At 56.9% G+C, this 21900-nt stretch carries 18 protein-coding genes; 3 read left to right on the forward strand and 15 right to left on the reverse strand.

Annotated features, from left to right (window positions below; genetic code table 11):
• The coding region (locus GGQ67_RS23965; protein ID WP_183902616.1) for a hypothetical protein at nucleotides 1-1085 on the forward strand (1085 nt) is incomplete at its 5' end.
• Nucleotides 1086-1336: 251 nt separating this feature from the next.
• On the opposite strand, the gene GGQ67_RS23970 is transcribed toward GGQ67_RS23965, so the two are convergent.
• The 9 genes from GGQ67_RS23970 to GGQ67_RS24010 all read right to left on the reverse strand — a co-directional run bounded on the left by GGQ67_RS23970 (nucleotide 1337) and on the right by GGQ67_RS24010 (nucleotide 14844).
• Nucleotides 1337-2173 carry a hypothetical protein gene (locus GGQ67_RS23970; protein WP_183902617.1) on the reverse strand — a complete coding sequence of 279 codons (837 nt, stop codon included), beginning with the start codon at nucleotides 2171-2173 and terminating at the stop codon, nucleotides 1337-1339.
• Nucleotides 2174-2181: 8 nt separating this feature from the next.
• Nucleotides 2182-2751: a tyrosine-type recombinase/integrase gene (locus GGQ67_RS23975; RefSeq protein ID WP_183902618.1), complete on the reverse strand. Its 570-nt coding sequence runs from the start codon at nucleotides 2749-2751 to the stop codon at nucleotides 2182-2184.
• 362 nt (nucleotides 2752-3113) lie between these two features.
• Nucleotides 3114-4613: an argonaute/piwi family protein gene (locus GGQ67_RS23980; RefSeq protein ID WP_183902619.1), complete on the reverse strand. Its 1500-nt coding sequence runs from the start codon at nucleotides 4611-4613 to the stop codon at nucleotides 3114-3116.
• Entirely contained in the window at nucleotides 4606-7410 is a 2805-nt protein-coding gene (locus GGQ67_RS23985; protein ID WP_210279778.1) for an SIR2 family protein, read from the reverse strand. Before GGQ67_RS23985 ends, GGQ67_RS23980 begins: the two co-directional genes overlap by 8 nt.
• A gap of 381 nt (nucleotides 7411-7791) precedes the next feature.
• On the reverse strand, nucleotides 7792-7995 hold the full coding sequence (locus tag GGQ67_RS23990; RefSeq protein ID WP_183902620.1) for a hypothetical protein: 204 nt from the start codon (nucleotides 7993-7995) through the stop codon (nucleotides 7792-7794).
• 255 nt (nucleotides 7996-8250) lie between these two features.
• Nucleotides 8251-9468 carry a GIY-YIG nuclease family protein gene (locus GGQ67_RS23995; protein WP_183902621.1) on the reverse strand — a complete coding sequence of 406 codons (1218 nt, stop codon included), beginning with the start codon at nucleotides 9466-9468 and terminating at the stop codon, nucleotides 8251-8253.
• An 11-nt stretch (nucleotides 9469-9479) separates the two neighbouring features.
• Nucleotides 9480-11495: a DEAD/DEAH box helicase gene (locus GGQ67_RS24000; RefSeq protein ID WP_183902622.1), complete on the reverse strand. Its 2016-nt coding sequence runs from the start codon at nucleotides 11493-11495 to the stop codon at nucleotides 9480-9482.
• The gene (locus GGQ67_RS24005) at nucleotides 11492-14203 is read right to left on the reverse strand and encodes a class I SAM-dependent DNA methyltransferase (protein WP_183902623.1); all 2712 of its coding nucleotides are present in this window, start codon (nucleotides 14201-14203) and stop codon (nucleotides 11492-11494) included. The genes GGQ67_RS24000 and GGQ67_RS24005 overlap by 4 nt, the downstream gene beginning before the upstream one ends.
• Before the next feature lie 353 nt (nucleotides 14204-14556).
• Nucleotides 14557-14844, reverse strand: a complete 288-nt coding sequence (locus GGQ67_RS24010) for a hypothetical protein (protein WP_183902624.1) — start codon at nucleotides 14842-14844, stop codon at nucleotides 14557-14559.
• Nucleotides 14845-15130: 286 nt separating this feature from the next.
• Here GGQ67_RS24010 and GGQ67_RS24015 point away from each other — a divergent pair, with 286 nt between their 5' ends.
• On the forward strand, nucleotides 15131-15742 hold the full coding sequence (locus tag GGQ67_RS24015) for a GNAT family N-acetyltransferase (RefSeq protein ID WP_183902625.1): 612 nt from the start codon (nucleotides 15131-15133) through the stop codon (nucleotides 15740-15742).
• Between the two features lie 33 nt (nucleotides 15743-15775).
• Here the strand turns inward: GGQ67_RS24015 and GGQ67_RS25690 are convergent, their stop codons facing one another.
• A complete protein-coding gene (locus GGQ67_RS25690) occupies nucleotides 15776-16480 on the reverse strand; it encodes a hypothetical protein (protein ID WP_425503826.1) in 705 nt (234 codons plus the stop codon).
• Nucleotides 16481-16675: 195 nt separating this feature from the next.
• On the opposite strand from GGQ67_RS25690, the gene GGQ67_RS24025 reads away from it, so the two are divergent.
• Complete coding sequence (locus GGQ67_RS24025; protein WP_183902626.1) at nucleotides 16676-16837, forward strand: hypothetical protein; 162 nt, start codon at nucleotides 16676-16678, stop codon at nucleotides 16835-16837.
• 133 nt (nucleotides 16838-16970) lie between these two features.
• Here GGQ67_RS24025 and GGQ67_RS24030 read toward each other — a convergent pair whose 3' ends face one another.
• The 5 genes from GGQ67_RS24030 to GGQ67_RS24050 form a co-directional block, all read right to left on the reverse strand.
• Nucleotides 16971-17633, reverse strand: a complete 663-nt coding sequence (locus GGQ67_RS24030) for a GNAT family N-acetyltransferase (protein WP_183902627.1) — start codon at nucleotides 17631-17633, stop codon at nucleotides 16971-16973.
• Nucleotides 17634-17913: 280 nt separating this feature from the next.
• Nucleotides 17914-18780 (reverse strand): efflux RND transporter periplasmic adaptor subunit, encoded by an 867-nt coding sequence (locus GGQ67_RS24035; RefSeq protein WP_183902628.1) that lies wholly within the window; start codon nucleotides 18778-18780, stop codon nucleotides 17914-17916.
• The gene (locus tag GGQ67_RS24040; protein ID WP_183902629.1) at nucleotides 18777-18986 is read right to left on the reverse strand and encodes a DUF1656 domain-containing protein; all 210 of its coding nucleotides are present in this window, start codon (nucleotides 18984-18986) and stop codon (nucleotides 18777-18779) included. The genes GGQ67_RS24035 and GGQ67_RS24040 overlap by 4 nt, the downstream gene beginning before the upstream one ends.
• Entirely contained in the window at nucleotides 18983-21076 is a 2094-nt protein-coding gene (locus tag GGQ67_RS24045) for an FUSC family protein (protein ID WP_183902630.1), read from the reverse strand. Before GGQ67_RS24045 ends, GGQ67_RS24040 begins: the two co-directional genes overlap by 4 nt.
• Nucleotides 21066-21521: a MarR family winged helix-turn-helix transcriptional regulator gene (locus GGQ67_RS24050; RefSeq protein WP_183902632.1), complete on the reverse strand. Its 456-nt coding sequence runs from the start codon at nucleotides 21519-21521 to the stop codon at nucleotides 21066-21068. Before GGQ67_RS24050 ends, GGQ67_RS24045 begins: the two co-directional genes overlap by 11 nt.
• Nucleotides 21522-21900: the final 379 nt, after the last annotated feature.

The raw sequence follows: 21900 nt of genomic DNA on the forward strand, positions 1-21900 counted from the left end.
CTTCTCCGGCCATTCCGTTCTGCTCCCGTCGATCCAGGAGCATATCTCGCGAACGCATTCAGAAAAGAAAAGGTGGGGCGTTCATCGCGCTCACAGCCAACCGACGCCGGACGGCAATGCCGGTGGAGTATTCCGCCGACGTTTCTCAGATCACTGATTATTTCGCAGAGCGCGACGCTTTTAAGAACAATAAGGCCAGCGCGGTCCAAGGCGCGACCCTTTTAAATGATAAGAATGATAATGTAATCCTTAAAAGCGTCGCGCCTATGGCGCATGACGACGCTGACCTAAGGACCGACTTGCCTGTCTTGGATGATAAGGCCCTCGCGGCGCTGCCTGCGACAGGTAATGCTCTCGCTGCATCCGCAACGACGCCAGATAAGCACGATGCTCCTTCGCTCTGCTCATCCGCCCCGGACGATAAATCTGCTAATCTGGACAGCAACCCCGCCGACGATGACGACCCGACCCTCCTCGACGAGCAGGCGCAGCTCGTCGAGGACGATACCGACCCGTTCGATATGTTCGACCCGGATTTCTACAAGGTACGCGTGGACTTCTTCGATAATGGCGTCGTTCAAAATAAAAGCCGGTACACAGCCAAGCTAACCATTCTCGTCCATCCCGACAGCACGAAAGCGGACGAATACATCCTGATTGCGAATTTCTACAGTCGGGCGCGTGATTTCCGCAGTAAGGTTAAATCCGACGGCATGTGGGGGCCTTGGTACGACGATATCGAAAAATTCTTTGATACGGAATGTGATGAAAAACGTGACTATCTGCTGAAACCCCAGATCGCGATTTTGAAGGAAAAGGCGACAGACGAATTAGGCCGCACCAAATTCAAGCCAGTCGCCTATACCGCCGCAGTCATCTGGCATGAGAATGGCAAGCCACCCGTTGTGGTCATCATGTATCAGAATTTTACGCAGCTGGTTAAGCTCGACAAGGCTTTCAAAGCTGCGAAGAAATCCGCATTGCAAGCGATCGGAGTGTACCGCGATGAAGCGCGCGCGCATCTGGAACCAAAGACGAGTAACGCCGGCATGCTGGTTCGTGACCGGAATTTCTTCGGCAAATGATTGGTGCCGGGCAGTTCGCGGATTCGGTTCGGTTTCGGCCAGTATTGAAAGCCAACGTCAGTCTCTACAATCTAAAACCCGAGAGGTATCAACGGAAATCCCGTTAGCGGAATGCCAAGGTCGACGTCGTCCTCTGCGCCGTTAGCGGGATCAAGGTGCGGAGAGGACGCTGGGCGCTAACCAACGGGTGCGCAAGCGATATGACCATTACGGCGGACCGGATCATTGATCGAGATGTTGAAGCCGCTGGATTAACGTGCTCTCCCCGCATTGGAAACCCGACATTGACGGAATTTCCAAACCGCACTGTCTGATACGAATTTTCCGGTTTTTCCTGTCGCAATAATTGTGTCGCTGAAGCCGTTGGGCTGATACGCCGGATAGGCTTCGACTTTCATGGGCTCGTCCCGGTCGTTGACGCAATTGAACTGGATGTTCTTGAGCGGCACCTGATCGCGATTGGTCACGTAAAAATCAGTCCTACCGTCCTTTTCATTCCGTTCGAAGCGCAGTTCAAGATTGAATGGCAGTGGCTCGACAAACGTTGCGTCTGTTGGCCAGCACCGCATGAGGTTAGGATCGCTCCGATACTGACGAAAATCGGAGGGTGTAACGACAAGGGTTGTCGCACCATACCCGGCGTCCAGTTGCGCCAACCTGCCAAAGCCACCTGTGAACAGCTTGGCGACTGACTCACCATTGTCGTAGAAGATGCGGCATGCCACGCCTGCGGCAAGCATCGGGTCCCGGTTGATATTCGTGATGCGAACGGCGCCCGTCACCTGTCCTTCGTTGCGTAGGACTTCCACCCGGATCGGGACGTTTTCAGTAACGCGGTATGTCCCGCTGTCGAGCGCCCAGAAACGGAATGTTGCCCCGAGCATGTATGAGCCCCCTATAAGTCCTATTAAAATCAGCCAGGAGTAGGCTGCTAGCCCAGCCCAAGCGGCAACGCGGATTGCGACGACGCCAATGGCAACTAGAGCCACGAGGATCACCAGATAGAACGAGCCGAATATATGGGAGAGCGAACCACCACCTGCCCATGTAGACAAGACGACCAGTATGAAAACGAAGAGGTGAAGCATGTTCGACCTCAAAGCAAATCGACGGCGGCCTTCATCATGTCGTCCCGCACGTCGATATAGCGCTGAGTGGTAGTGAGGTTTCGATGGCCCGCGAGGGTCATTATAACCTTCGGGCTAACGCCGGAATGCGCGAGTCGTGTAATGAACCAACGCCTCCCGCTATGCGAGGTCGCGCCATCAAGGCCGGCAAGCTTGTAAATCTGCCCCATCAGCTGACAAAGCGTATTCGCGGAAAAGGCCGTCCGCCGCTGCGTGATCAGCAATGGTGAATAGGCTTCGGGCCTCGGTTTCCATTCCGCATGATGTCGTTCGATCTCGCGGCGAAGCTTATCATTGAGAAAGACAACGCGGGCCTGACCGCCTTTGGTCACTTCTCCGCGGAGGCGTAACTGCTCGCGAACCGTACCATCGCTGTCGATAACGTCGCGGACTATCAACGCCGCAATCTCGCCCACGCGCAGCCCCGCAAAATGCGATAGCATCAGCGCCAGTCGGTTGCGCCCGGCGTGCTTGGTCTGCGACACTACGGCTAGCAGCCGTCTGATTTCCGCATCGTTAAGTACTCGTGCCTGTTTCAATCGAACCTCATAAAAAACAGCATTTATTCGCTATTCGTTATGTTGCCGATGACGCGAAAGGGCGAGCGTCCATAATAGTCCGAAGATTGCTCTGTTATTTCAGCCGGTTAACGACAAAAAACGCCGATACATAAGAAAATACATATTTTCTTATGTTTTATACTTGGTGAGCTGTGAGGATGCATTTACCCCGCGAAAAGCAAATATCGCTTTGTTCAAAAAAGAGGCGGATATCTGGACCGGTGCGGAAAAGCAGCTCTGGGGTGTCCAGGCTGATGGCTCTCGATACCAAACGGCGCGGATGTTGTACAACGCTGCCAGATTCATGGAGCCTAAGGATCTAATCGGTGAAACAGATTTCGTTAGACGAAATATCGAAATGAAGTTTCGTCGGGATCTTGCTCTCCATATTCATTAAGAATCCCACCGACCCGTCGAGCAAAAGAAAGCGTTACAGGCCACTTTCCTCGAATATCTGCCGTGTTCCAGTTCATCCGTGTTAAGTTGAAGATGTCAGTTGCCGCAGACAAGGGGTCCTCCGGACCAATCGAGCGCACTTCGAATGGCTGAGGGATATGCGGGCCGGGATAAGTCTCTATCTCTGGAATATATCCGGATGTGTAGAGAAACGTCCGCGCGCTGTTCACCGTGCAGATCGTGCCGACTTTTGGCGGATACATGCCGAAGCGTACCAGGCGGAATACGCTTGGAATCATTGTCACGAGACTGACAATCGGAATGTCTCCAAGTGCCGCGCGAAAGCCCCTGATCTCCGCCTGGTCGAACTGACTGGTCTTGTGGATCACCAATCGTAGCGGAGAGCGCCCCGTACGCGCCCCATACTCTGCGATGATGCGCTCACCGAGGTCATAAGCTTGATCTTCGGAAAGATGTACATTCAGGCGCTGATCTGCCTCGGCGGGTACGCCTGTGCCCCGGATCGCGAAGCCTTCGCCTTCGCTGGAGAATGCTTGGGCGAGGCTCGATTGCACCACGTGGCGCTGCTTCGTCCGGTAATGATGGAAGCTTATCCCTACGAAGCAAGTTTCCGGTCCGGGAGGGTTCAACCGCCAAGGCACACCGCCTGCCTTGTAATATAAGCCAACCGAAAAATTCCAGGCGCGGGTGGCAGGATCCTCGCTCTTCGGCCCGTCCTCAAGCAGCCGCGGTGTGACGAGTTGGATCGGCAGCCGCGCCGCCAGAGCCCTAGCCTTGAGTGCATGACGCAGATCGCGTTTGAGAAAATCATCCGCGTTTTCCTCGACTTCATCTAGCAGGTCGAAGAAATCGGTCTGCCGACTGGCACGGGCCTTCCGGATCGCCTTTGCCCGCTCTCGCTCAACGTCTGTGTTTTGGCGTTCTACGGTTCTGCATTTGTCGAGCACGCTCTGTGGTAGGCAGACCAACACGACATCAGGACGGTTCACGTCTCGACCAGCAAGACGCTGAAGGCCCGCATCGTAGAGATCGACAATCGATTGAAAGCGCATAAACGCGTCGGTACCCTCAAGCGCTCGCTCGATTGGATCATCGCCCACGTCAGTCAACGCGATAGAGAGGTGTGCCGAATAGATCAGCTTCTTGCGGAATACCTCCGAAAATCCCGGGAACGGCCGTCGCAGCGACGTGGCCGGGCCGAGTGCCGGTATTCCGGCCGCGCAGCGGGTCAGCCATTTCTGGGCATTGTCGATCATGTCGGCGGGACCGATCATACCGACATGGACCGCATCCTTTCGGGCCGCTCCGAACCTGAGATCGAATGGGCCCGCGCTATCGAGGCCCGATTTGGGATCGGACGTGGATGCGGCTCCACCGAATTGCAGAGGAGGCGGGCGAAGCTCAAAGAGCGACAGCTCAGTCATCGTCGCCAGCCCGCTGAGATGCACTCGCCGGATCAAGCTCCTGACGATCGTCTAGCTCGACCATGTCGGCCAATGCTGAGAGCTCTCTATCGAGATCATCGAGCTCATCCGGGTCGCTTTGGACAACTGCAAGTTCGTCAAAGGCGTTGGAGTTCAAAGAGGCACCGGGAAGCTGGTTGGTCATGACGATAACAGGAGCGAACCGGGACAAGTCATCGCCCACATCTGACTGGAGCGAGAACAGTCCCTCCGTCTGTTCTGCCAACATGGCTTGCCAGAAAGCAAGATCATTGTGAACGCTTGAGTTGAAGTCCTTCGCAGCACGGCGTGTCGATAGGCTGTTGATGAGCTCGTTGCCGATTAGCCGACCAAATCCGTTTCGCGTGAACGCATACCCCGGTGAGAGGATAACGCACCACTCGCCGCCATAGGGAGCGACAGAAATCGAAAGCGCCTTGTGCTCGTAATAGGAGACCTCTCTTGACTCCCTTTTGACTCGGGCCTTGACCACCGTTCTCGTAGCACGCTTGTAACGCGCTTTGTACGTGATCCGGCGCTCTTGCTCTTCCTCAAGACGCGGAAAATGGACGCGCTTCCGCTTAAAGTCGATCTGCATCCCAAGCGCCCGGCAATGTCCGAGCACAGCATCAACGAGAAGTTTGATTAGGATATTCTCGCCATTGGGAAGGTCCTTGAGCTCTTCGAGCGTGACCGCCTCGATATCCCCCGGGTCGAACGGCGTCACGAGCGCGTCGGTGATTTCATTCAGATCGTAAAGCGTGTAGAAACGGCCATCCTGCACGTGTCCGGGCGGGACCGGGAGATCACCAGCGGATCGAAAAAGCCCCCCAGTGTAAGTCTCAGTCGTCCCAGCATGCCAGATTCGACCAGGCATCGTATGGATGGGCAGAAGGTTTGTGGTGAAGCGTGTAACCTGCGATTCATCCGCAATGGCGGTATTGGTGATCTCGTCTACGGCTTCCGGCCGCGCCCGGATCTCGACAGTAAACGCCTTGTTCTCGTCTCCTGGTCCAAAATCCACGTCGCCATTGTTGTTGATGGTTTCCTTCCACATATCCGAGAGACCAGATCCCGTATGGTCCATCTGGCCGCCACCGTAAAAGAGATCAGATATGACTGGATTCCGGTAGCCCTTGATGCTGCGCCGGCCGGCCTTGATGAGCGCCTGAAGTTCTTGGTCGTAAATCTGCGCCGCGACTGTATCGACAAGGCCACCGGGGCTCCGGGTGACGATCCTCTCGGGCATTACCAAGATCTCTACCGGATCAGGGCAGGCATAGTCCCGATGGACCAGCGCATTCACGATCATTTCCTTCAGCGCCAATGGGCTGTAGGAGCGGACCTGCCGCGACACCTCTTGCTTCAGGCGAAACTGCCGGTTGACGCGCGACAGCAGTTCGGTGAGTTGGTCGAGCTGCGACCACAGATTGCCCCGGATCTCCACTTCGACCAGAGAGCTTTCCTCGTTAGATTCGTGTAGGAGATCGATGTCTTCGCCCAGGCATTGCCGCAGCCACTTTGCGGGCCCAATCGCACGGAAGCGTACATATGCGCTAGGTATCAGCAAGGTCGGATCGTTGGAAAACAGTAGCCAACCCGCCACCGTCGGAACGGTCGCATCGTCATTGGCGACGAGCAGGTTAAAAGTGGTTGCGATCCGGAGCGTCCAGTCTTCCTCATAGGAGTCAGGCGCCCAATTGTTTAGCACGGCCGCATACTCACGGAGGCGTGTGAAAAGCAAGATGCGATCGATGCCATCGAGAAGCCCGCCGCCCATCGCGGTCATGTCAACCGGCAACTCGGGCGGCCTATAGCCGTGGCTGCGGCGGGTCGGTTGCGCGCCCTCCGCCACCAAACGATTGTATAATTCAATCTCGAAAAGATCGTCAAAGCCCGAAATTGGCACCTTGGTGAAATTACCACCGATAGCCGATGCGAGCTCCGAGACCATAGGTGGCATCGGTGAATCAACCTCTCGATCCAACACGCACCAGTAGATCCCGTGATAAAATTTGCTGGTGTAGCCGATATTGTCAAGGAAGAGGCCGCGCATTACCGAAGGTTCAGCGCCACGATAGCCGACGACGATAATGGGATGATCACGAAGCAGCGGCCGCACTCGCTCGACGATCTCATCGTCCATGTTTTGGACGTCGATCGCTAGATTTTTGTCAGTTAGATGTTCAACCGAACCGTGCAGATAAACAAGTTGTGGGTTTTCCGGCGCAGAAGAGAAACGCACCAAGTCCGACGGTGTCTTGATCGCCACCAGATGGTGGGGCCGCGTCGCCAGCACGCGGGCGTTCTGGAGGCATTCGTCGAAGTTTGTCGTGAGGACGGTCGTTATCCAGCCCTGGTGCAGTATGTTGGCAAGACCTCTGTAGCCCCGATTAGGATGCACAGGTGGGTGGATCATATCCTCGAAGAAGACGCGCCGGTCGTTTGCAACGTTCAACAGGTGTTTGACAGCGTCTGGGTAAAGCTCTGCAAGGTGGCCATCTGCTGAGAACCAAGGCTGTTCGGTCAACCAGGGCCAATAATCCGCACGGCGGACGCTTGGGTCGTTCGGTAGGCGATCGTTGTCTAGGCACCAGCGCCATTTAGCGATTCTCTCGACAGCTTCACCGGCAGCTGGGATTCCTGATGAGATGGATGCGCCCGCTCCCAACAGAAGGATAGGCTCAGGCTGTCCCCGAAGCAGCGATCGTAGCCGGCCCGGTACAGCACGCTTGATCTCTGTCGAGATGTTTTCGAAAGCGGGATCACTGCTTGCCAAGCGACTGTCTCGTATCAAAGGATTTAATCGAACAAACACTGAACATATATTTGCGCGATTCCACCGATAAAAGAAAGCCCCAGCAATTCTTAGGCGAGTGTCTACTTGCAGAAGCGCATGACGTGGAGAGGAAGGATCGGAAAAAACGCGACTTGTACGAGATATCAGAATTTGTGTGTTTTGTGAGGTTGGCTTCACCCGGTTTCTAAGCCAGTTTCGCTGGCATCCAACACAGCCTGATCCATCAGCCACTGAAGTGCCACTCAGTTTCGACCGGACAGTCGGCATAAGCAGAAAGGCTCAAGCACAGGCTTGAGGCCGTCAATCGTCACAGGCTAGGCGCACGACGCGACGGAAGCTCACTCCGATGACATAGCGGCGTTATTTCCTGCGGTTATAAATCGGATCCAAAACCATGATTGCCAAACTCTCTACAGCGGATACCCGCCGGGGATCTGGAATTTCCACCCACTTAATTTTGAGAAATTCGGACATATAAAAACGGCGATCGCGACGATTTGGATAACGTTCTTGGAAAGCTCGCTGCAAGGCATGCTTGTCATCACCGGACATGTGCTTCCGCATGATCCGATCCCAGAGACCACCGCTTCCTTTGGCTTCTCCAACGTAGACGATGCTCTCATTCTCTACAAAGGCATAGATTCCAGACGTACGTGGGGGGTGGGCATCGCGCCAGGCGACACCTGGGGCACACAATAATGCTTCGAACTCGCGTTCTATAAGTACCCAAGCGTCCTTAAGGCGAGAACAATAAAATAAGTTATCCACTATTCTTAGAACTCGAATGATAACGAAACAAACTATATATTGCCAGTCTATTTACTTTACCAAAGGTATAACCGTACCGCTTCGCCCATCGTATCTATGATGCACAATCGATCCATCTACGAGCATCGCGACCACTTTCTCGACGGTTTCAAGCGGTAAAAGAAACCACTCTCTTGGCCGAACAGGCTTTCCAAAACGGTCTCGAATTTCGATATCAAGCCTCGCCTCAGCAAGAAATCGGTGTATCAAGTTTTCGAAACGAACCGTGTCCATGTCGTAAACCCGATAAACTCTTACTGGATGCGCGGGAGCAAGGAGGAACGTAGGATCGTCTTTTGCTGCGGCAATCCGAGCCTCGGTGGAACCCGTCGTAAAGCCGATCTTGAAGAGATGGCCGTTAAGTTTCACGATCTCTGGGCGCGACGATAGACTGCGGGCAATATAAATTTCTCCCCTCAACCCCGCTTCCTCTGCAAACCCGCCGCGACTGGGCTCAGGCTGTTCGAATAGCGGTCCGCTATCAGCCTCAAGCTTCGTTATGCGCCGCCCGTTCGGGTCCTTGTACAGCTCCGCCGATAGTGAGCGAAGAAGGTTGTCCCCTTCGGTGCCGTTGTCAAAAATGACCCGCAGACGGGCATTGGTCTTTCCATTTCGTATATGTCTGTCGAGAACTGCGGCGACATAGAGCATCTGCCCGTTCAAAATGAAAAACTCGCCTGCACGAATTTCTTGTTCGTTTGCGAAGGGCCGTGCCTTCCGAACCCCTTCCTTGAGATCGATCGTGCATTGGTCGAACAATGGCTTGTAATACTCAAAGTCATCGCAAGGGCGTCGTTCGGACTTTCGATCTGGGACCGCTTTAGGTGCCGGTGCGCGATTGAAGACAAAGATATCGTCAGCCACTGTTGTCAGAAGTTCGTCGCCAGCGGCAAGAATGTCATCTATCGACTGCGGGGACGGAGCGGGCGATGCTTTATTTGCGAGTAAGCCGTGCCGGTCGTAAGAAGCTAACCGTTCGATTAGCGCGTCGTTCTCCTTAATGCCCTTCAGGGCAAATTGAAGCATTTTTTCGGTTGGCGTCACCTTTTGACCCGGCTCAACTTGCCCGGGAAAACGATGGTAACGATCAATAAACGAGTTGATCTCTTCAAATTTTTGCTGGACGCGACGATCCTCTGAACTGCTAGGCGCGGCCACCGGCTTCAGGTTTGCGAGCAGACCCAGTTCATCACTTTCGGACAGGATGTCATCGAGCGTCTTCTTTGCCATCGAAAAGAGTCTCACGCGTTTTCAGCCGCAGTCTGAGCCTTTTTACGCCGCGCCGCTTCACGGATAAAGGCCAAAGCCTCCGCCATCCGCTTTTCCATTGGGTTTGGACTAGTAAGGCTTGGCTCCCTAGTCCGCTCTTGTGTGAAAGCCTTAATCCTTGGCCAGAGCATAACCGCCTCTTCTTCGGTCATCGCGATCCGTGTAGCCGTAATGGCCTCGTGGATGCGCTTGAGAACATCTGCCGTAACGCTCTTTGACAGAATCTCGTAGGCTCGCTGGAAAGGATTGATGCTGTCGATGAGATCGACATCTAGGTCATCAATATTGATGAAGCTTCCTGCCATGCGAATGAAACGCACATCCGGCTGAGGATTACCATCCGCATCGGGCGGGTTTTGATCAGGAGGAACAACCTCGATAGCATTCGCCCGAAACGCTGAGTTTGCTACGACGTGTTGGCGAACCTCTTCGATTTGTTCAGTTGTCAAATCCGGGTACTCGCGTTCGATCACACGCGGTATGAGAATTTGATTTATCACCTCCGGCGAAAATTCCTCCGGGCTCACTGCTGCACGCAGGATCGCCGGATCTTGCATGATCTTAGCCGTCAAATCGGTGAGGTCACTCTCAACGATCTGCTGAGTGCGAGGCGAGCCTGGCTCAAGGAAACCGCGAATGACGATGGTATCCGCCTCCCCCGTTGCGATTATATCGGCCGTTTGGCGCGCGCCTGTAATATCGTCGTCTTCCCGTCGGGTACGGAAATTAAAGTTCGGGGCGAGCACCTGCTCCATTAGAAGCGAGCAGGCGATCGCCTTGAGCATATTGTTTACGGCCCCCGCCACAGCCTCAGATGCTGCATCCGGCTCAGCAATTAGATTGGTGAATTGGGCATGGTGCTTGTCCGGCGCATCGCGCGTGGCACGGCCAATGATCTGGATAATTTCTGTCAGCGACCCGCGATAGCCTACAGTAAGCGCGTGCTCACACCAAATCCAATCAAACCCCTCTTTGGCCATTCCAAGGGCGATGATGATATCCATGTCGTCGCGCGAAGTGACATTACGAAGAGCCGCCACCACCTTGTCGCGGCCATCCTCTGTGACCAAATCGGCCACCTTCAACAGACGGCCGTCCTTTCCGCGAACAGTCTGAATTCCGCTGTCTTCGTCTTTCGAAACAAAGTCGCCCAAGTGATCAAGAATACGGTCCACCTCGCTATATTTGTCGCCGCTTGAGGCGGCAGATTGGACAGCAGGGATATGGACAATCGTCTTTTTAGACGGGTCGAGGATTTCGCCAATCGCATCACCATAGTGGCCGCGATAGAAATGATAGCCGATACCGAGCGATCGAAGATCGCGATAACCGTTCAATTGCTCGTAATAGGTGTAGGTGACGCGAGTAAACTTCTCCTCGTCCTCCCCCCTCAGGACGGGTAAGGCATCGCCTCGGAAATATGACCCCGTCATCGCCACGATGTGCGGCTTGCCGTTTTCCATGAGGCCACGCACAACCTCACCCAAGCGGCTATCGGCATCCGCTGAAGCGTGGTGGAATTCATCGATGGCAACTAAGCTTGTCTCAAAGGCCGCTGCGCCCATCCGCTCATAGGCAAAGCGCAAGGTCGCATGTGTGCAGACAAGAGCTTCATCTTCTGAAGCCATAAAATCTTGGAATGCTTGCACTTTACCCGCGTTGCCACCCGCGTTGCAGAGATTCCATCGTTCATCGACAACCCAATCGCGGAAGAATCCTTGATCGGACAACCTAGTTGACCGAAACGAAGCTCCGATAGAACGTTCTGGAACCGCAACAATCACCTTGCGAGCACCCTGGTTTTCCAGCTTGTCCAGTGCGATAAACATGAGAGCGCGGGACTTACCTGATGCTGGGGGAGCTTTCACCAGTAGGTACTGAGCATTACGGGCGTCGAATGCCCGAGCTTGCATAGTGCGCATGCCGCGCGAATTGATCGCTTGGCTTTCGCCTGTTTGGCCATACATAACGGTGACCATATTTGTCATGCGTGCGCCCTCCGACTACGGGCGCTGCGTTTGGTCAATAGAGGAGCCTGCTCCTTTTCCACCATTAACTTGTACCTCTTGAACAAATGCTCCAGCCTTTCCATGTCATTGGAAAACGGTCGACCCGCATAAACGTTTTCTATCACCTCATCCAGGTTTCGATGCGCATCCAATAGGTCCTGGGGCATATCCTGGTCATAAAGGGCGGCAATATTTTCTTCAGGATAAGAGGAGCGCGCTTCAATAACCGACCAGGCGCATTCCTCAAGTTCCGATCTTTGGTTGTCAGAAAGGGCAGGAATGGGAAAGGCGTTATATACAAGCTTTACCGAGTATCGGTATCTCATCTCCAGTCGTCCGCCTACCGCACTGAGCCACACACGGTGCAGGCTTGAACTGAGGATCGAGAAAATTAGTGGCTCCGCATCGTAAACCACAAAAGCCGCGTGATTGACGACAGTACCAGAATCGAACAGCCCCACCGGAATGTAACTTCGTGTGTCACCACTGGTATTCGGAACTATCAAGAACGGCTTATCTTGAAAGGTCGAATAACAAAAACGATGGGGAAAGGCTGACGCTCGTCTCGCATCTCTGCCAGCAGTGGATCGATAGGCTCGGCAAGCCTCGACACGATCTCTAATAAAGGGAATTTCTACCGCATCAGTGTACTGATGATCGGGAATCCAGATACAAAACCGCTTCTCGTCGTAAAGAAATTCATCGCCTCCCATGTAGGGCTTGATAAACGCTGTAGCTTCCGGGTTTTCCTTTGCCAACCGCGAGTAGTCTACGCCCTCGACGATGAGGTGCTTACCATCTACTGGATTACTCCCCATTGACATTGCCGGAACGTCGGAAAGTGGCATTGATCTTGGCTTCACATATAAATCTTCAAAATCAATCATGTACGGATTTATGTTTTTCGCTTCCTTTTGAAAGTCAGGCCCATAAATCGTTCTCTTTGCGATATCTTTCTCTCGCGATATTCCGACAATTACACAGGCAACGGTTGCATTTAGTTTTGCACTATTCTTCCACATGAATGGCGTATATATAAACTCTATTTTCAATCCAAGCGCAGCAATTTCCGGCCACATAAGGTGGACCTGCTCACCTTGGCAAATAGAGCTAGTTGCTACTAACGAGTATTTCCCCCCGTGCTCAGATATGTAGCGGCCGGCTTTTAACATCCAACATGCGACGTAATCGAGCTGCTTCAACTTACCGAGGCCGCTAAACTCCATATCTTCAGACTGTTCGGCTGTGATTTTCTTTCCGCCCAAGTAAGGAGGATTTCCGACGATATACGTCTCCGCATCTTTATCCGGCAAGCAGATGACACTCCAGTCCAGCCTAGTTGCATTGCCATGGATCACCCGGCCGCTATCACGCAAAGGAAGTGCTGGGGGGCGGACCATGAAATCCTTCTCGAACTCAAGGTTCATCTGATGCTGAGCAACGTAAAGCGAAAGCTTCGCGGTTTCGACGGCGAAATCCTCGATCTCGATGCCAAGAAAGCTCGAAAGCTGCACCTCTGACATAGGTAGCTTGAACTGCCGCTGATGCTGCCGCAGTTGCTGGAATACCCGTCGCTCTAAACGGCAAAGTTCTTTGTAAGCGATGATCAGGAAATTTCCGGAGCCACAAGCGGGATCAAAGACACGAATTCTTCTAATTCGGGTCAGAAGGGCTTCAAGTTTGCGCACATTTTCGGCAGCGAGCACCAGTTCGTTTTCTAGGCTATCAAGAAAGAGCGGCTTCAGCACCTTCATGATGTTTGGCACGGAGGTGTAGTGCAGGCCCAGGTCGCCCCTCAACTCCGGCTTGACCACAGCCTGAATCATCGATCCGAAAATATCGGGGTTGATTTCAGCCCAATTGAGTTTTGCCGCATCTATGAGGATGCGGCGAGCCAGCCTGTCGAATCTCGGTACCGGCGTCTTGTCACGAAACAGGCCACCATTGACATACGGGAACCGTTTGGCGAACTCGGGAATCCCTTGACGCTCGTCACCCTTCAAGTTCATCGCATCGAACGCGGCCTGGAGGACAGCTTGGACATCATTTCCGTCGAGGGTGGTGAAATCGTTAAGGGTGCGGGAAAACGAGTCCTTAGGAAGGATTTGGGTGCTCTGCGCAAACATGCAGAACAACATCCGCGTCAGGAATAGATTTAGTTCGTGAACCTTTTGATGATTGGTCCAATCCGGGTTAGCGGACAGAATCGCATCATAAAACTTGGCGAGGCGACCAGCAGCTTTAATGTCGGCGGGGCTGTCGGCCACGCCCTGATACCGCTCTACGCCCGCGAGAGGCAGGAAGAAATCAAAACGCTCGTTGAGCGAAGTGAACTTTATTGTCAGCGTCTCATCGAGTTTTGTATCAAGCGCGAGCAAATCCTCACCGTCGGTCGTAACTAGAAATCGCGGAGAGTGCTTCTTAGCTATCGGCGCAGTGATTAATGCGTCCAAGGCAGGACCAGCCTGACCTTTCGCTGCTGGGCGAAAATGCAGCTTCTTGGGCCACAAGAGATCACCCTTCGTGTCCGCTTTGTTTAACGAGCCCTGCTTCAGCTTCGCGATTGTCGCACGCGGAATAGGCTTAGCGGCGCCATACGCCTCAATGAATTCAAAGATGAACGTGCCGGGATTGTATACGGCCTCAGCAATGTCCTTCAGCTTGAACTCAACCTCAGCAACGTTCATAGCGCCTTTTCCCAGATAAAGAATCAATTCGGACCTTAAGATCACCTGATTAGCTGAACGGTCTGATTCTGGCTCTCGGAAAAGATGTTTATGGGCTCAAAGTGGCGGACGATTGCAGAGCAGCCCGAACAATGCCCCGAGTTGGGGATACTTTGCTGGCGGGCACTAAAATAACCTCAGTATTTTAGAGGATTCATCGAGGTAGCACAGCTCCAGCGCGGCGCATGAAACAGGCCTGCAAAAACAATGCATTATAACCATAGTCTTCCAATTCCGTTTCCAAAGGTCACAGGTTCGAATCCTGTCGGGTGCGCCATTTTCTCTCAAAAACAGTCCCCAAGCTTTCAGTCCCTTCACGGCGTCTTGCCATCCGCTGCCGCGCGGCCACCGCCGCCGCCGCGCGTGGCCGGCCGCACGCGCTCTTGACCTTCGGCCATCCGCATCCACCAGGTATCGGATAAAACGGGCGCTGCGAGCGCGCCGTCGTGCGGGTTGGGCTTGATGACATCGCGCACGGAAACCATCGGGCCCGGCGGCGTGAGGCGCGCTCCCTTCTCCTGCGCCAATAGCGGGAGCGCCTGGCTGGCGACCGTGGCGGCGACCACGAATGATGTGAGCGATACTGTCCTGTTGCACAGCATGAGCATTCATCCAGCGGGAGATGGAGAAGAGTGTAAGGCCGAAAGCCCGAGGAAGGGAAGTGGATCGCTGAAAATAGTATTGCCAACCGCCGGGCGGCAATGCGAGATCGTTTGAGCCGGATCGCGGGATCGGATCGCATGGCCAGAGCCGGGCCACACCGCCCGGGCCGCACCGCTTGGGCCGCACCGTCCGGGCCAGATCGCCTGGGCCGTATTTCGTGGCCCACTGGCGCATGCGGGCCCGCCGTGTGCGGGCATCGACCGACGAAGACCAAGGACGCCTTTCATGAAGACCAATCCGCCGCTGCCGATGGGCTATTCCGAACTCCCCCGAGGCAAGCTCGCCAATGTCGTGACCTGCCTGGAAATGCGTGAAAGGCCGGAGGTGAACGTGCCGGCGTCGGGCGCCCTGCGTTTCGAACGCTGGCGGGCGCCCGCGCTCGACGACTATCGCCGGCTGTTTCGCGAGGTGGGCGAGAACTGGCTCTGGCTGTCGCGACTGATCATGGACGACGACGAGCTCGGGGCGATCCTCCATCATCCGGATGTCGAGATTTACGTGATCCTGTCAGAGGAAGGCCGCCGCATCGGGCTGCTCGAACTCGACTTTCGCCAGCCCGGCGAATGCGAGCTGGTCTTCTGCGGCCTCGTTGCCGATGCGATCGGCCAGGGCGCCGGCAAGCTTTTGATCACGCAGGCGGTGGCCCGCGCATGGGCGCGGCCGATCAACCGCTTCTGGCTGCACACCTGCCACTTCGATCACCCGTCGGCCATCTCCTTCTACCAGAAGGCCGGCTTCAAGCCCTATGGCTTCCTGGTCGAGGTGGTCGACGATCCGCGCCTCTCCGGCCATATCCCCGAAACCGCCGCCCCGCATGTTCCGCTGCTTCGACCCTGACCGGCACGCTGGTCAGGATCGCGAAGCACATCGCTACCGGTCGTAGCGCCGGCGCATCTCGGCCGCCGCCAGCGGCAGGGCCGCGGTGGCGACCGCGCCGAGCGGCAAGCGCCGAAGCAGTCTGGTCGCCACGAAGGTCAAGGCCATGGCGCCGGCAAGCTTTGCCCATGGGTAGGCGCCGAGCTGTTCATGCGCGCTCGCATCCGCCCATCTGGCATTGGCGCTGACGACGGTTCCCGCCTGCTCGCGGATGACGTGAAGTCGGGCGCGCAGATTGTCGACCTCTTCCTGAAGTCGCCGCAGCGATCCTTCCTCGTCGAGCATGTCATCGGCGTTCACACCGTCATCGTCGAGCACATAGTCGGCCGGCGGCCTCTGCGGGTCGTCTTCGGCGGGCGCGTCGGCCTCAAGAGCAGCCAGATGCTCCCGCAACGCGTCCTCCGTCTCCAGTCCCTGCGGCTTGCGGCTCTTGCCACTCCCGGCCTCGCTCGTCTTTATCGACGCAGCCGAAGACGCGGCGACAGCCGGATGCTCTCGCAACTCTTCGGCCGGGATGAAGACATCGGTCTCCCCCGCCTCGTGATCGGGATGCGACACCTCGACATCGACGCTATCGGCAAGCTCGAGCGCCTGCTCGGCGTTCATGATACCGACGGCCACGCGCCCTTCCTCGGATGTGACCGCGACTTCGACGATGGGCGGCTTCGACTTCTTTTTCACGCCAGTCTTTTTTTCCATGCAAAGTCTCCTTTGGCAGGAAACACCTGCGGGACTCGATGGGTTCCATGACAGGTCAATCAAATTCGCTCCAAGTAGCCCTCTCTGGAACGCAGGCTTCCCAATCCCCATATATGTCCGGACCACGGAGCAGACCTCGCGACCGATCGCGATCCGCCTTCCGCGCAAACCCACACAATCGATTGGAGACAAAGGATGGCTCAAGCCAAACACACGGCTGCGTCCGAAGGACCCTATGATGCGGTCACGCTTGCCAAGAAGCACCGCATTTCGGTCGAGGACGCCCAGCAAATCATCGAAGAGCACGGCGACGATCGCAAGGCCTCCGACAAGGCCGCGCGGCGCATCGCCGTCTGATAGGGATGCGGCGGCCAGCATGCCCGGCCGCCGCATACGTCGAAAATAGCTTCATAATATCAATGCATTGCCGCGACTTGCGGAATCACGTCGGAAGATCGTTCAACAAGCGCTCGAAGTCGTCAGCGAGACCTCAATCGAAGCGCAGCTTGCGCTTCTGCTGCCCGGCATCGTCGAAATTGTCGGGATCGAGCCATGCCTCGTAGCCGGCCTTCAGCCTCGGCCAATCGGCATCGATCATCGCGAACCAAGCCGTATCGCGGTTCTTGCCCTTGGCGACCATATGCTGGCGGAACACGCCTTCGAAAGTGAAGCCGAAACGTTCGGCGGCCTTCTTCGACGGTTCGTTCAGATTGTTACACTTCCACTCGAAACGGCGGTAGCCGAGCGTGTCGAAGGCCAGTTTCGCGAAGAGAAAGAGCGCCTCGGTGGTGACCCGTGAGCGGGCGATCGCCGGTCCCCACAATATGTTGCCGATCTCGATCACGCCATGCGCCGCATCGATGCGCATCAGCGCCTGGCGACCCTCGGCCCGGCCGGTACGCTTGTCGATGACGGCGAAGAACATCGGATCGGGCGATGCTTCGGCCTTCTCCAGCCACGCGGTGAACGCTGCCATGTCGGCGGGGGTGTCCTCGAAGAGATAGCGGAAGCGGTCGTCGGCGCCGGGCTGCTGCGCCGAAGCAAGCAGGTCGCGCCCATGGCGGCCGGCGTCGAGCGGCTCGAGCCTGACATAGCGTCCCTCGAGAGCGACACGCTGAGGGCGCTCCACGCCCTTCCAGTCTGAAAGATCCATCGAAAACTCCCCATTGTCGACATAAGCCGGCTTGCCTCGCCTCCAAGGGAGAGCCGCTTCATTGATCCGCTGTTTTAGTGTCTGGCGAATTGCTTTGCGAGGTCTAATTTCAACGACGACGGCACCGGCATAGCGTGGGAAGAAGCATGAACAGGTCAGGCATGCGCGGACGGGCTAATCCGCGCATGCCTCGTCACGGCCCTTGAAGGACCAGTGGGCCGTAACGTGTTGGATCACGACAAAGGCGCCGAACCGACTGCCTCACGCGATTGCTGGGTTTTCACTCGATGATCGTCACGCTCGCCGTGCGTCCGGCCACCAGCGCCGTTCCGCCGGGCGTTCCGTCGAGCGTCACCCGCACCGGCACGCGCTGCGCCAGGCGAACCCAGGTGAAGGTCGGCGTGACATTGGCGAGCTGCGCGCCGGTATCGCTGCGTTCACGGTCCTCGATGCCGCTGGCGACGCCGCTGACGCGACCCTTGAGCGGCTTTTCGCTGCCCATCAGATAGACCAGCGCCTCATCGCCGACCTTGATGCGATCGAGCTTGTTTTCCTCGAAATAGCCGGAGATGTAATAGGAATCGGTATCGATCAGCGCCGTCACGGCACTTCCAGCCGTCACGTAATTGCCGGGACGCATCGAGAAGTTGGTGAGCACGCCGTTGACGGGTGCGCGCACGACCGAGCGGTCGAGATTGAGCTGCGCGGTGTCGCGGCTGATGACGGCCTGATTGTAGGTCGCCTCGTCCTGCTGGACCGTGGTCTGCGCCTGCTGGATCTTCTGGCGGGTAACCGAGTTGTCGCCGAGCCTGCGGTAGAGATCGAGATCGCTGCGGGCCATGTCGAGCGCGGCCTTGCTGCTCTCCATCTGGGCCTCGGCCTGGCGCAGCGCCAGCGCGAACCGCGCCTGGTCGATACGGAAGATCACGTCGCCTTTCTTGACCGTCTGGTTGTCGACCGCGTCGACTTCGCTGACGATGCCGGACACGTCGGAAGCCAGATGAACGACATCGGCGCGGACCTTGCCGTCACGCGTCCATGGATCGTTCATATAGTAGTCCCAGAGCTGCCAGCCCAGCACGCCCGCCAGCGCCACGACGACGCCGGTCAGCAGGAAACGGCCGGAATAAGCAAGAAGCGATTTCATAATGACACCTTGTTCAAAGACAGCGCCAGCGCGCCGAGCAGGCAGAAATACATGGCCGTATCGAAGAGTGGCCGATGCCACACGAGACGATAGAATCCGATGAAAGCCAGGATCCGCCGCAGGATGGAGTTGAGGAAGAATGCCGCAACGGCGATTGCCGCCAGCGTGGGTATGAAGACGCCGTAAAGATTGAGTTCCGGTCTCATGCCGCGTTCTCCTTTGCTTGTTGTCCGCCGGCCTGAATGGTCGCGTCGGGCATCACGAAGCGCGCATCCGGGTAGAGATTGTAGCGAAGCGACGTGATGGCCCGGCGTGCGCCCTCGACGGCCGATGACGGGTTTTGGTTGATAAGGTCGACCAGCGACGTATCGATTGCCTTCAACAGGCCTTCGCCCGGCTGGGCGTGGCCATGTTTCTGCTTGTGCCGATAGAAGCCGGCAATGCCCGACAGAACCTCGTCGACATCCGCGCGGCTGTCCCGGGTCAAGAGCTGCCGGTGGCGCTGCAGCTCCATCGTGTTCAGGCCATTGCGCAGATCGCCCAATAGATCGTTCTGGGCGACGGCGGATTCGACGGGGACCTGCGCCAGCCGCGGAGCGACCAGACCGAAGCGATCCACCATCCGGTAGAGCAGCCTTGCGAAGTCGGGCGCGTCCGACTTGCGCGCAACGGCGACGATATCCGCCCAGCCGGCGCGCAGCACGCGATAGGCCGTCCACTCGGCGCCGACCGAGCGCACCAGCACCGTGGTGCCGCAGGCAATGGCCAGGCCGACCACCATCGCGATGTTGGAATTGAGGAACGAGCTCAGGTCGAGGTTCAAGCGGTCCTGCAGGGCAAGCATGTTCGGAAAGTTGACGCCGAAACCCAGGCCATAGATCATCAGCGAAGGCTTCGACATCAGCATGCCGGCCGGAATGAGCACCAGGCCCAGGGCTGCGGCGAGCGACAGGTAGCCGTGAAGGAGTGGCATCAGCCCGAACTGGAAGACGAAGGCCACGGCGACCGTGAAGATCGACACATAGACGAACTTTAGCATCATCGGCGCCGGATCGTCCATCGTCGCGAAGATGCAGCAGAGCACGCCCGCCATCATGGCGGCGGCACCGCCCTGCGGCCAGCCGGTGAGTATCCAGAGTGCCGACGCGACAAAGGTCGCCAGCATCACGGCAAGACCCGAATGGATCGCCATGCCGTAGTCGCGGTGAATCGGCGCGCGGTCGAAGAGCGTGCCGAACCGCTGCCAGCGCAACTCGCGACGGCCGCCGGTTTCGATGTCTTCGCGCAGCGCCAGGCAGTCGCTCCAGATTTGCAGGAGGTCGCGCAGGCGGGAGGTGAAATTATGGGCGAGAAGGCCGATCCATTCCTGCTGCTCGCGGCCCTCCTTCTCGGTTTTTTCCATCAGCGCCAGGATTTCCTGCCGCTCGGTCTCGCCATAGGAAGCCTCGTTGGACAGAAGTTCGGTCACGCGGCCGATCAGTTCGTTGGCCGATGCGGTGAGCTTGCCGTCGGTCGCCTTGCGGAAGGCATTCAGAAGATCGGCGAGGCCGGAGACGACGGGCAGCATGGCGACCATGCGCTGCTGCAGCGTGCGCGTACGTCCGACCATGTCGCGCAGCCCAGATGTGTCGTAGGCGACATGCGTGGTGAAGCTGTGCAGATCGACGGCGTCGGCCGCAAGCTTGCGGGCGGCGGCCTGCAGCGCGTCGCCCTTGTCGTTGCTGTTGAGCGTGCTGATGGCAAGGGCGGCCACATCGCGAACCCAGCTGTCGATGCGCGCCGCCAGCACAGGCCCGGCATGGCGCGGAAAGACCAGGCGGCTGACGAGCGCCGCGCAGATGATGCCGAGCGCGATTTCCTCGACCCGGGCGACGGGATAGGTAAAGGCCGTCTCCGGGCTCGCGACGATCGGAAAACCGGTGAGCGCGGTCGTGTAGCCGGCCAGCATGAAGGAATAGCTGCGCGGTGTGCGGTCGAGCAGGCTGACGCCGAGACAGAAGGCCATCCACAAGGCGATCGCCAGCGTCAAGAGCTCGGGCGCGTCGACGAGATTGGGCACAAGGATGATGGTCATCGCGCCGCCGACAGCGGTGCCGATCAGGCGATAGATCGCCTTCGACGTGCTCGCGCCCGACAGCGGGTGCGCCACGATATAGACCGTGCCGACCGCCCAGTACGGGTTCGTCAGATCGAAGCAGAGCGCGATCAGAAGCGCCAGCATCGCCGCGACGAAGGTCTTGATGGAGAAAACGACATCCCAAATGCTTGGGGTGATCGTATTATGGCTAGTCGTCATTATCCTGCGTTCCGGTTATCGCCGCGGTTCTATCCGCGACCGCGCGCAAAACCTCGAGCGCGGCATCGACCTGGTCGGGGTCGAGATCGCCAAGGATCTGCTCTCGCAACTGTGCCGCGCAACGCTCGGCGCGCTCGGCGACCGCTGTGCCCTCCCCGGTAAGCTGCACCAGCTTGATCCTGCGGTCCGCCTCGTCGGCGACCCGGCAGATCAGGCCGTCATTCTCCAGGCTGTCGAGCACGCGCACCAGCGTCGGGCCTTCCACCCCGACCCGTTCGGCCAGCACGTTCTGCGGTATCCGGTCGCCGTGGCGTATCAGCGCGATGAGCGGCGCTGCGCTGGCGTCGGAAAGCTTGTGGTCGGTCAAAACGGCGTTCAGCGCACGGCGCCATCCACGCCCGCAGATCATCAGCAACGGTGCGAACTCGGTCCAGCTTTTCTTCATCTTCGTTGTCATGGAATTAGATAACATCCTATTTATTTGAATTCAATGCTATCGATGCATAGCTGCCATTCGATAGTTGGCGAACTCTTGCCGCCAAGCGCTTTGCAAACTCCTTCCGGGCGCGCCGAACCCCTTCCTCGCGAAGTTTGCCATGCGAAGTTGCGGCACGCCATGGAAAGCAAAAATTAACCATAAGCGATAATAGTTTGTTAGCGAACCGCCCTGCGGTCTTCGCCGAGGGAGATTTCATGCGCCGTTTAGCAATTCTTGCCGGATTAGCCGTCCTCACGGGCTGTGTGAGTGGCCCGGACCATGTTCCCCCGGAGATGCCTCTTCCGGCGAAGTTCAATGAGGGCGCGGCCAAGTCCGATGGCGACGT

The sequence above is a fragment of the Rhizobium metallidurans genome (assembly GCF_014196505.1).
In the GTDB taxonomy this organism is placed as follows: domain Bacteria; phylum Pseudomonadota; class Alphaproteobacteria; order Rhizobiales; family Rhizobiaceae; genus Rhizobium; species Rhizobium metallidurans.

Bases quoted from the DNA above. Each gene is read 5' to 3' on its own strand.
- GGQ67_RS25690 (WP_425503826.1), bottom strand. From the start codon at position 16,480: ATGGAAAAAAAGACTGGCGTGAAAAAGAAGTCGAAGCCGCCCATCGTC.
- GGQ67_RS23970 (WP_183902617.1), bottom strand. From the start codon at position 2,173: ATGCTTCACCTCTTCGTTTTCATACTGGTCGTCTTGTCTACATGGGCA.
- GGQ67_RS24045 (WP_183902630.1), bottom strand. From the start codon at position 21,076: ATGACGACTAGCCATAATACGATCACCCCAAGCATTTGGGATGTCGTT.
- GGQ67_RS24040 (WP_183902629.1), bottom strand. From the start codon at position 18,986: ATGAGACCGGAACTCAATCTTTACGGCGTCTTCATACCCACGCTGGCG.
- GGQ67_RS24015 (WP_183902625.1), top strand. From the start codon at position 15,131: ATGAAGACCAATCCGCCGCTGCCGATGGGCTATTCCGAACTCCCCCGA.
- GGQ67_RS24030 (WP_183902627.1), bottom strand. From the start codon at position 17,633: ATGGATCTTTCAGACTGGAAGGGCGTGGAGCGCCCTCAGCGTGTCGCT.
- GGQ67_RS24050 (WP_183902632.1), bottom strand. From the start codon at position 21,521: ATGAAGAAAAGCTGGACCGAGTTCGCACCGTTGCTGATGATCTGCGGG.
- GGQ67_RS24010 (WP_183902624.1), bottom strand. From the start codon at position 14,844: ATGCTGTGCAACAGGACAGTATCGCTCACATCATTCGTGGTCGCCGCC.
- GGQ67_RS23980 (WP_183902619.1), bottom strand. From the start codon at position 4,613: ATGACTGAGCTGTCGCTCTTTGAGCTTCGCCCGCCTCCTCTGCAATTC.
- GGQ67_RS24005 (WP_183902623.1), bottom strand. From the start codon at position 14,203: ATGAACGTTGCTGAGGTTGAGTTCAAGCTGAAGGACATTGCTGAGGCC.
- GGQ67_RS24000 (WP_183902622.1), bottom strand. From the start codon at position 11,495: ATGACAAATATGGTCACCGTTATGTATGGCCAAACAGGCGAAAGCCAA.
- GGQ67_RS23995 (WP_183902621.1), bottom strand. From the start codon at position 9,468: ATGGCAAAGAAGACGCTCGATGACATCCTGTCCGAAAGTGATGAACTG.
- GGQ67_RS24025 (WP_183902626.1), top strand. From the start codon at position 16,676: ATGGCTCAAGCCAAACACACGGCTGCGTCCGAAGGACCCTATGATGCG.
- GGQ67_RS24035 (WP_183902628.1), bottom strand. From the start codon at position 18,780: ATGAAATCGCTTCTTGCTTATTCCGGCCGTTTCCTGCTGACCGGCGTC.
- GGQ67_RS23990 (WP_183902620.1), bottom strand. From the start codon at position 7,995: ATGCGGAAGCACATGTCCGGTGATGACAAGCATGCCTTGCAGCGAGCT.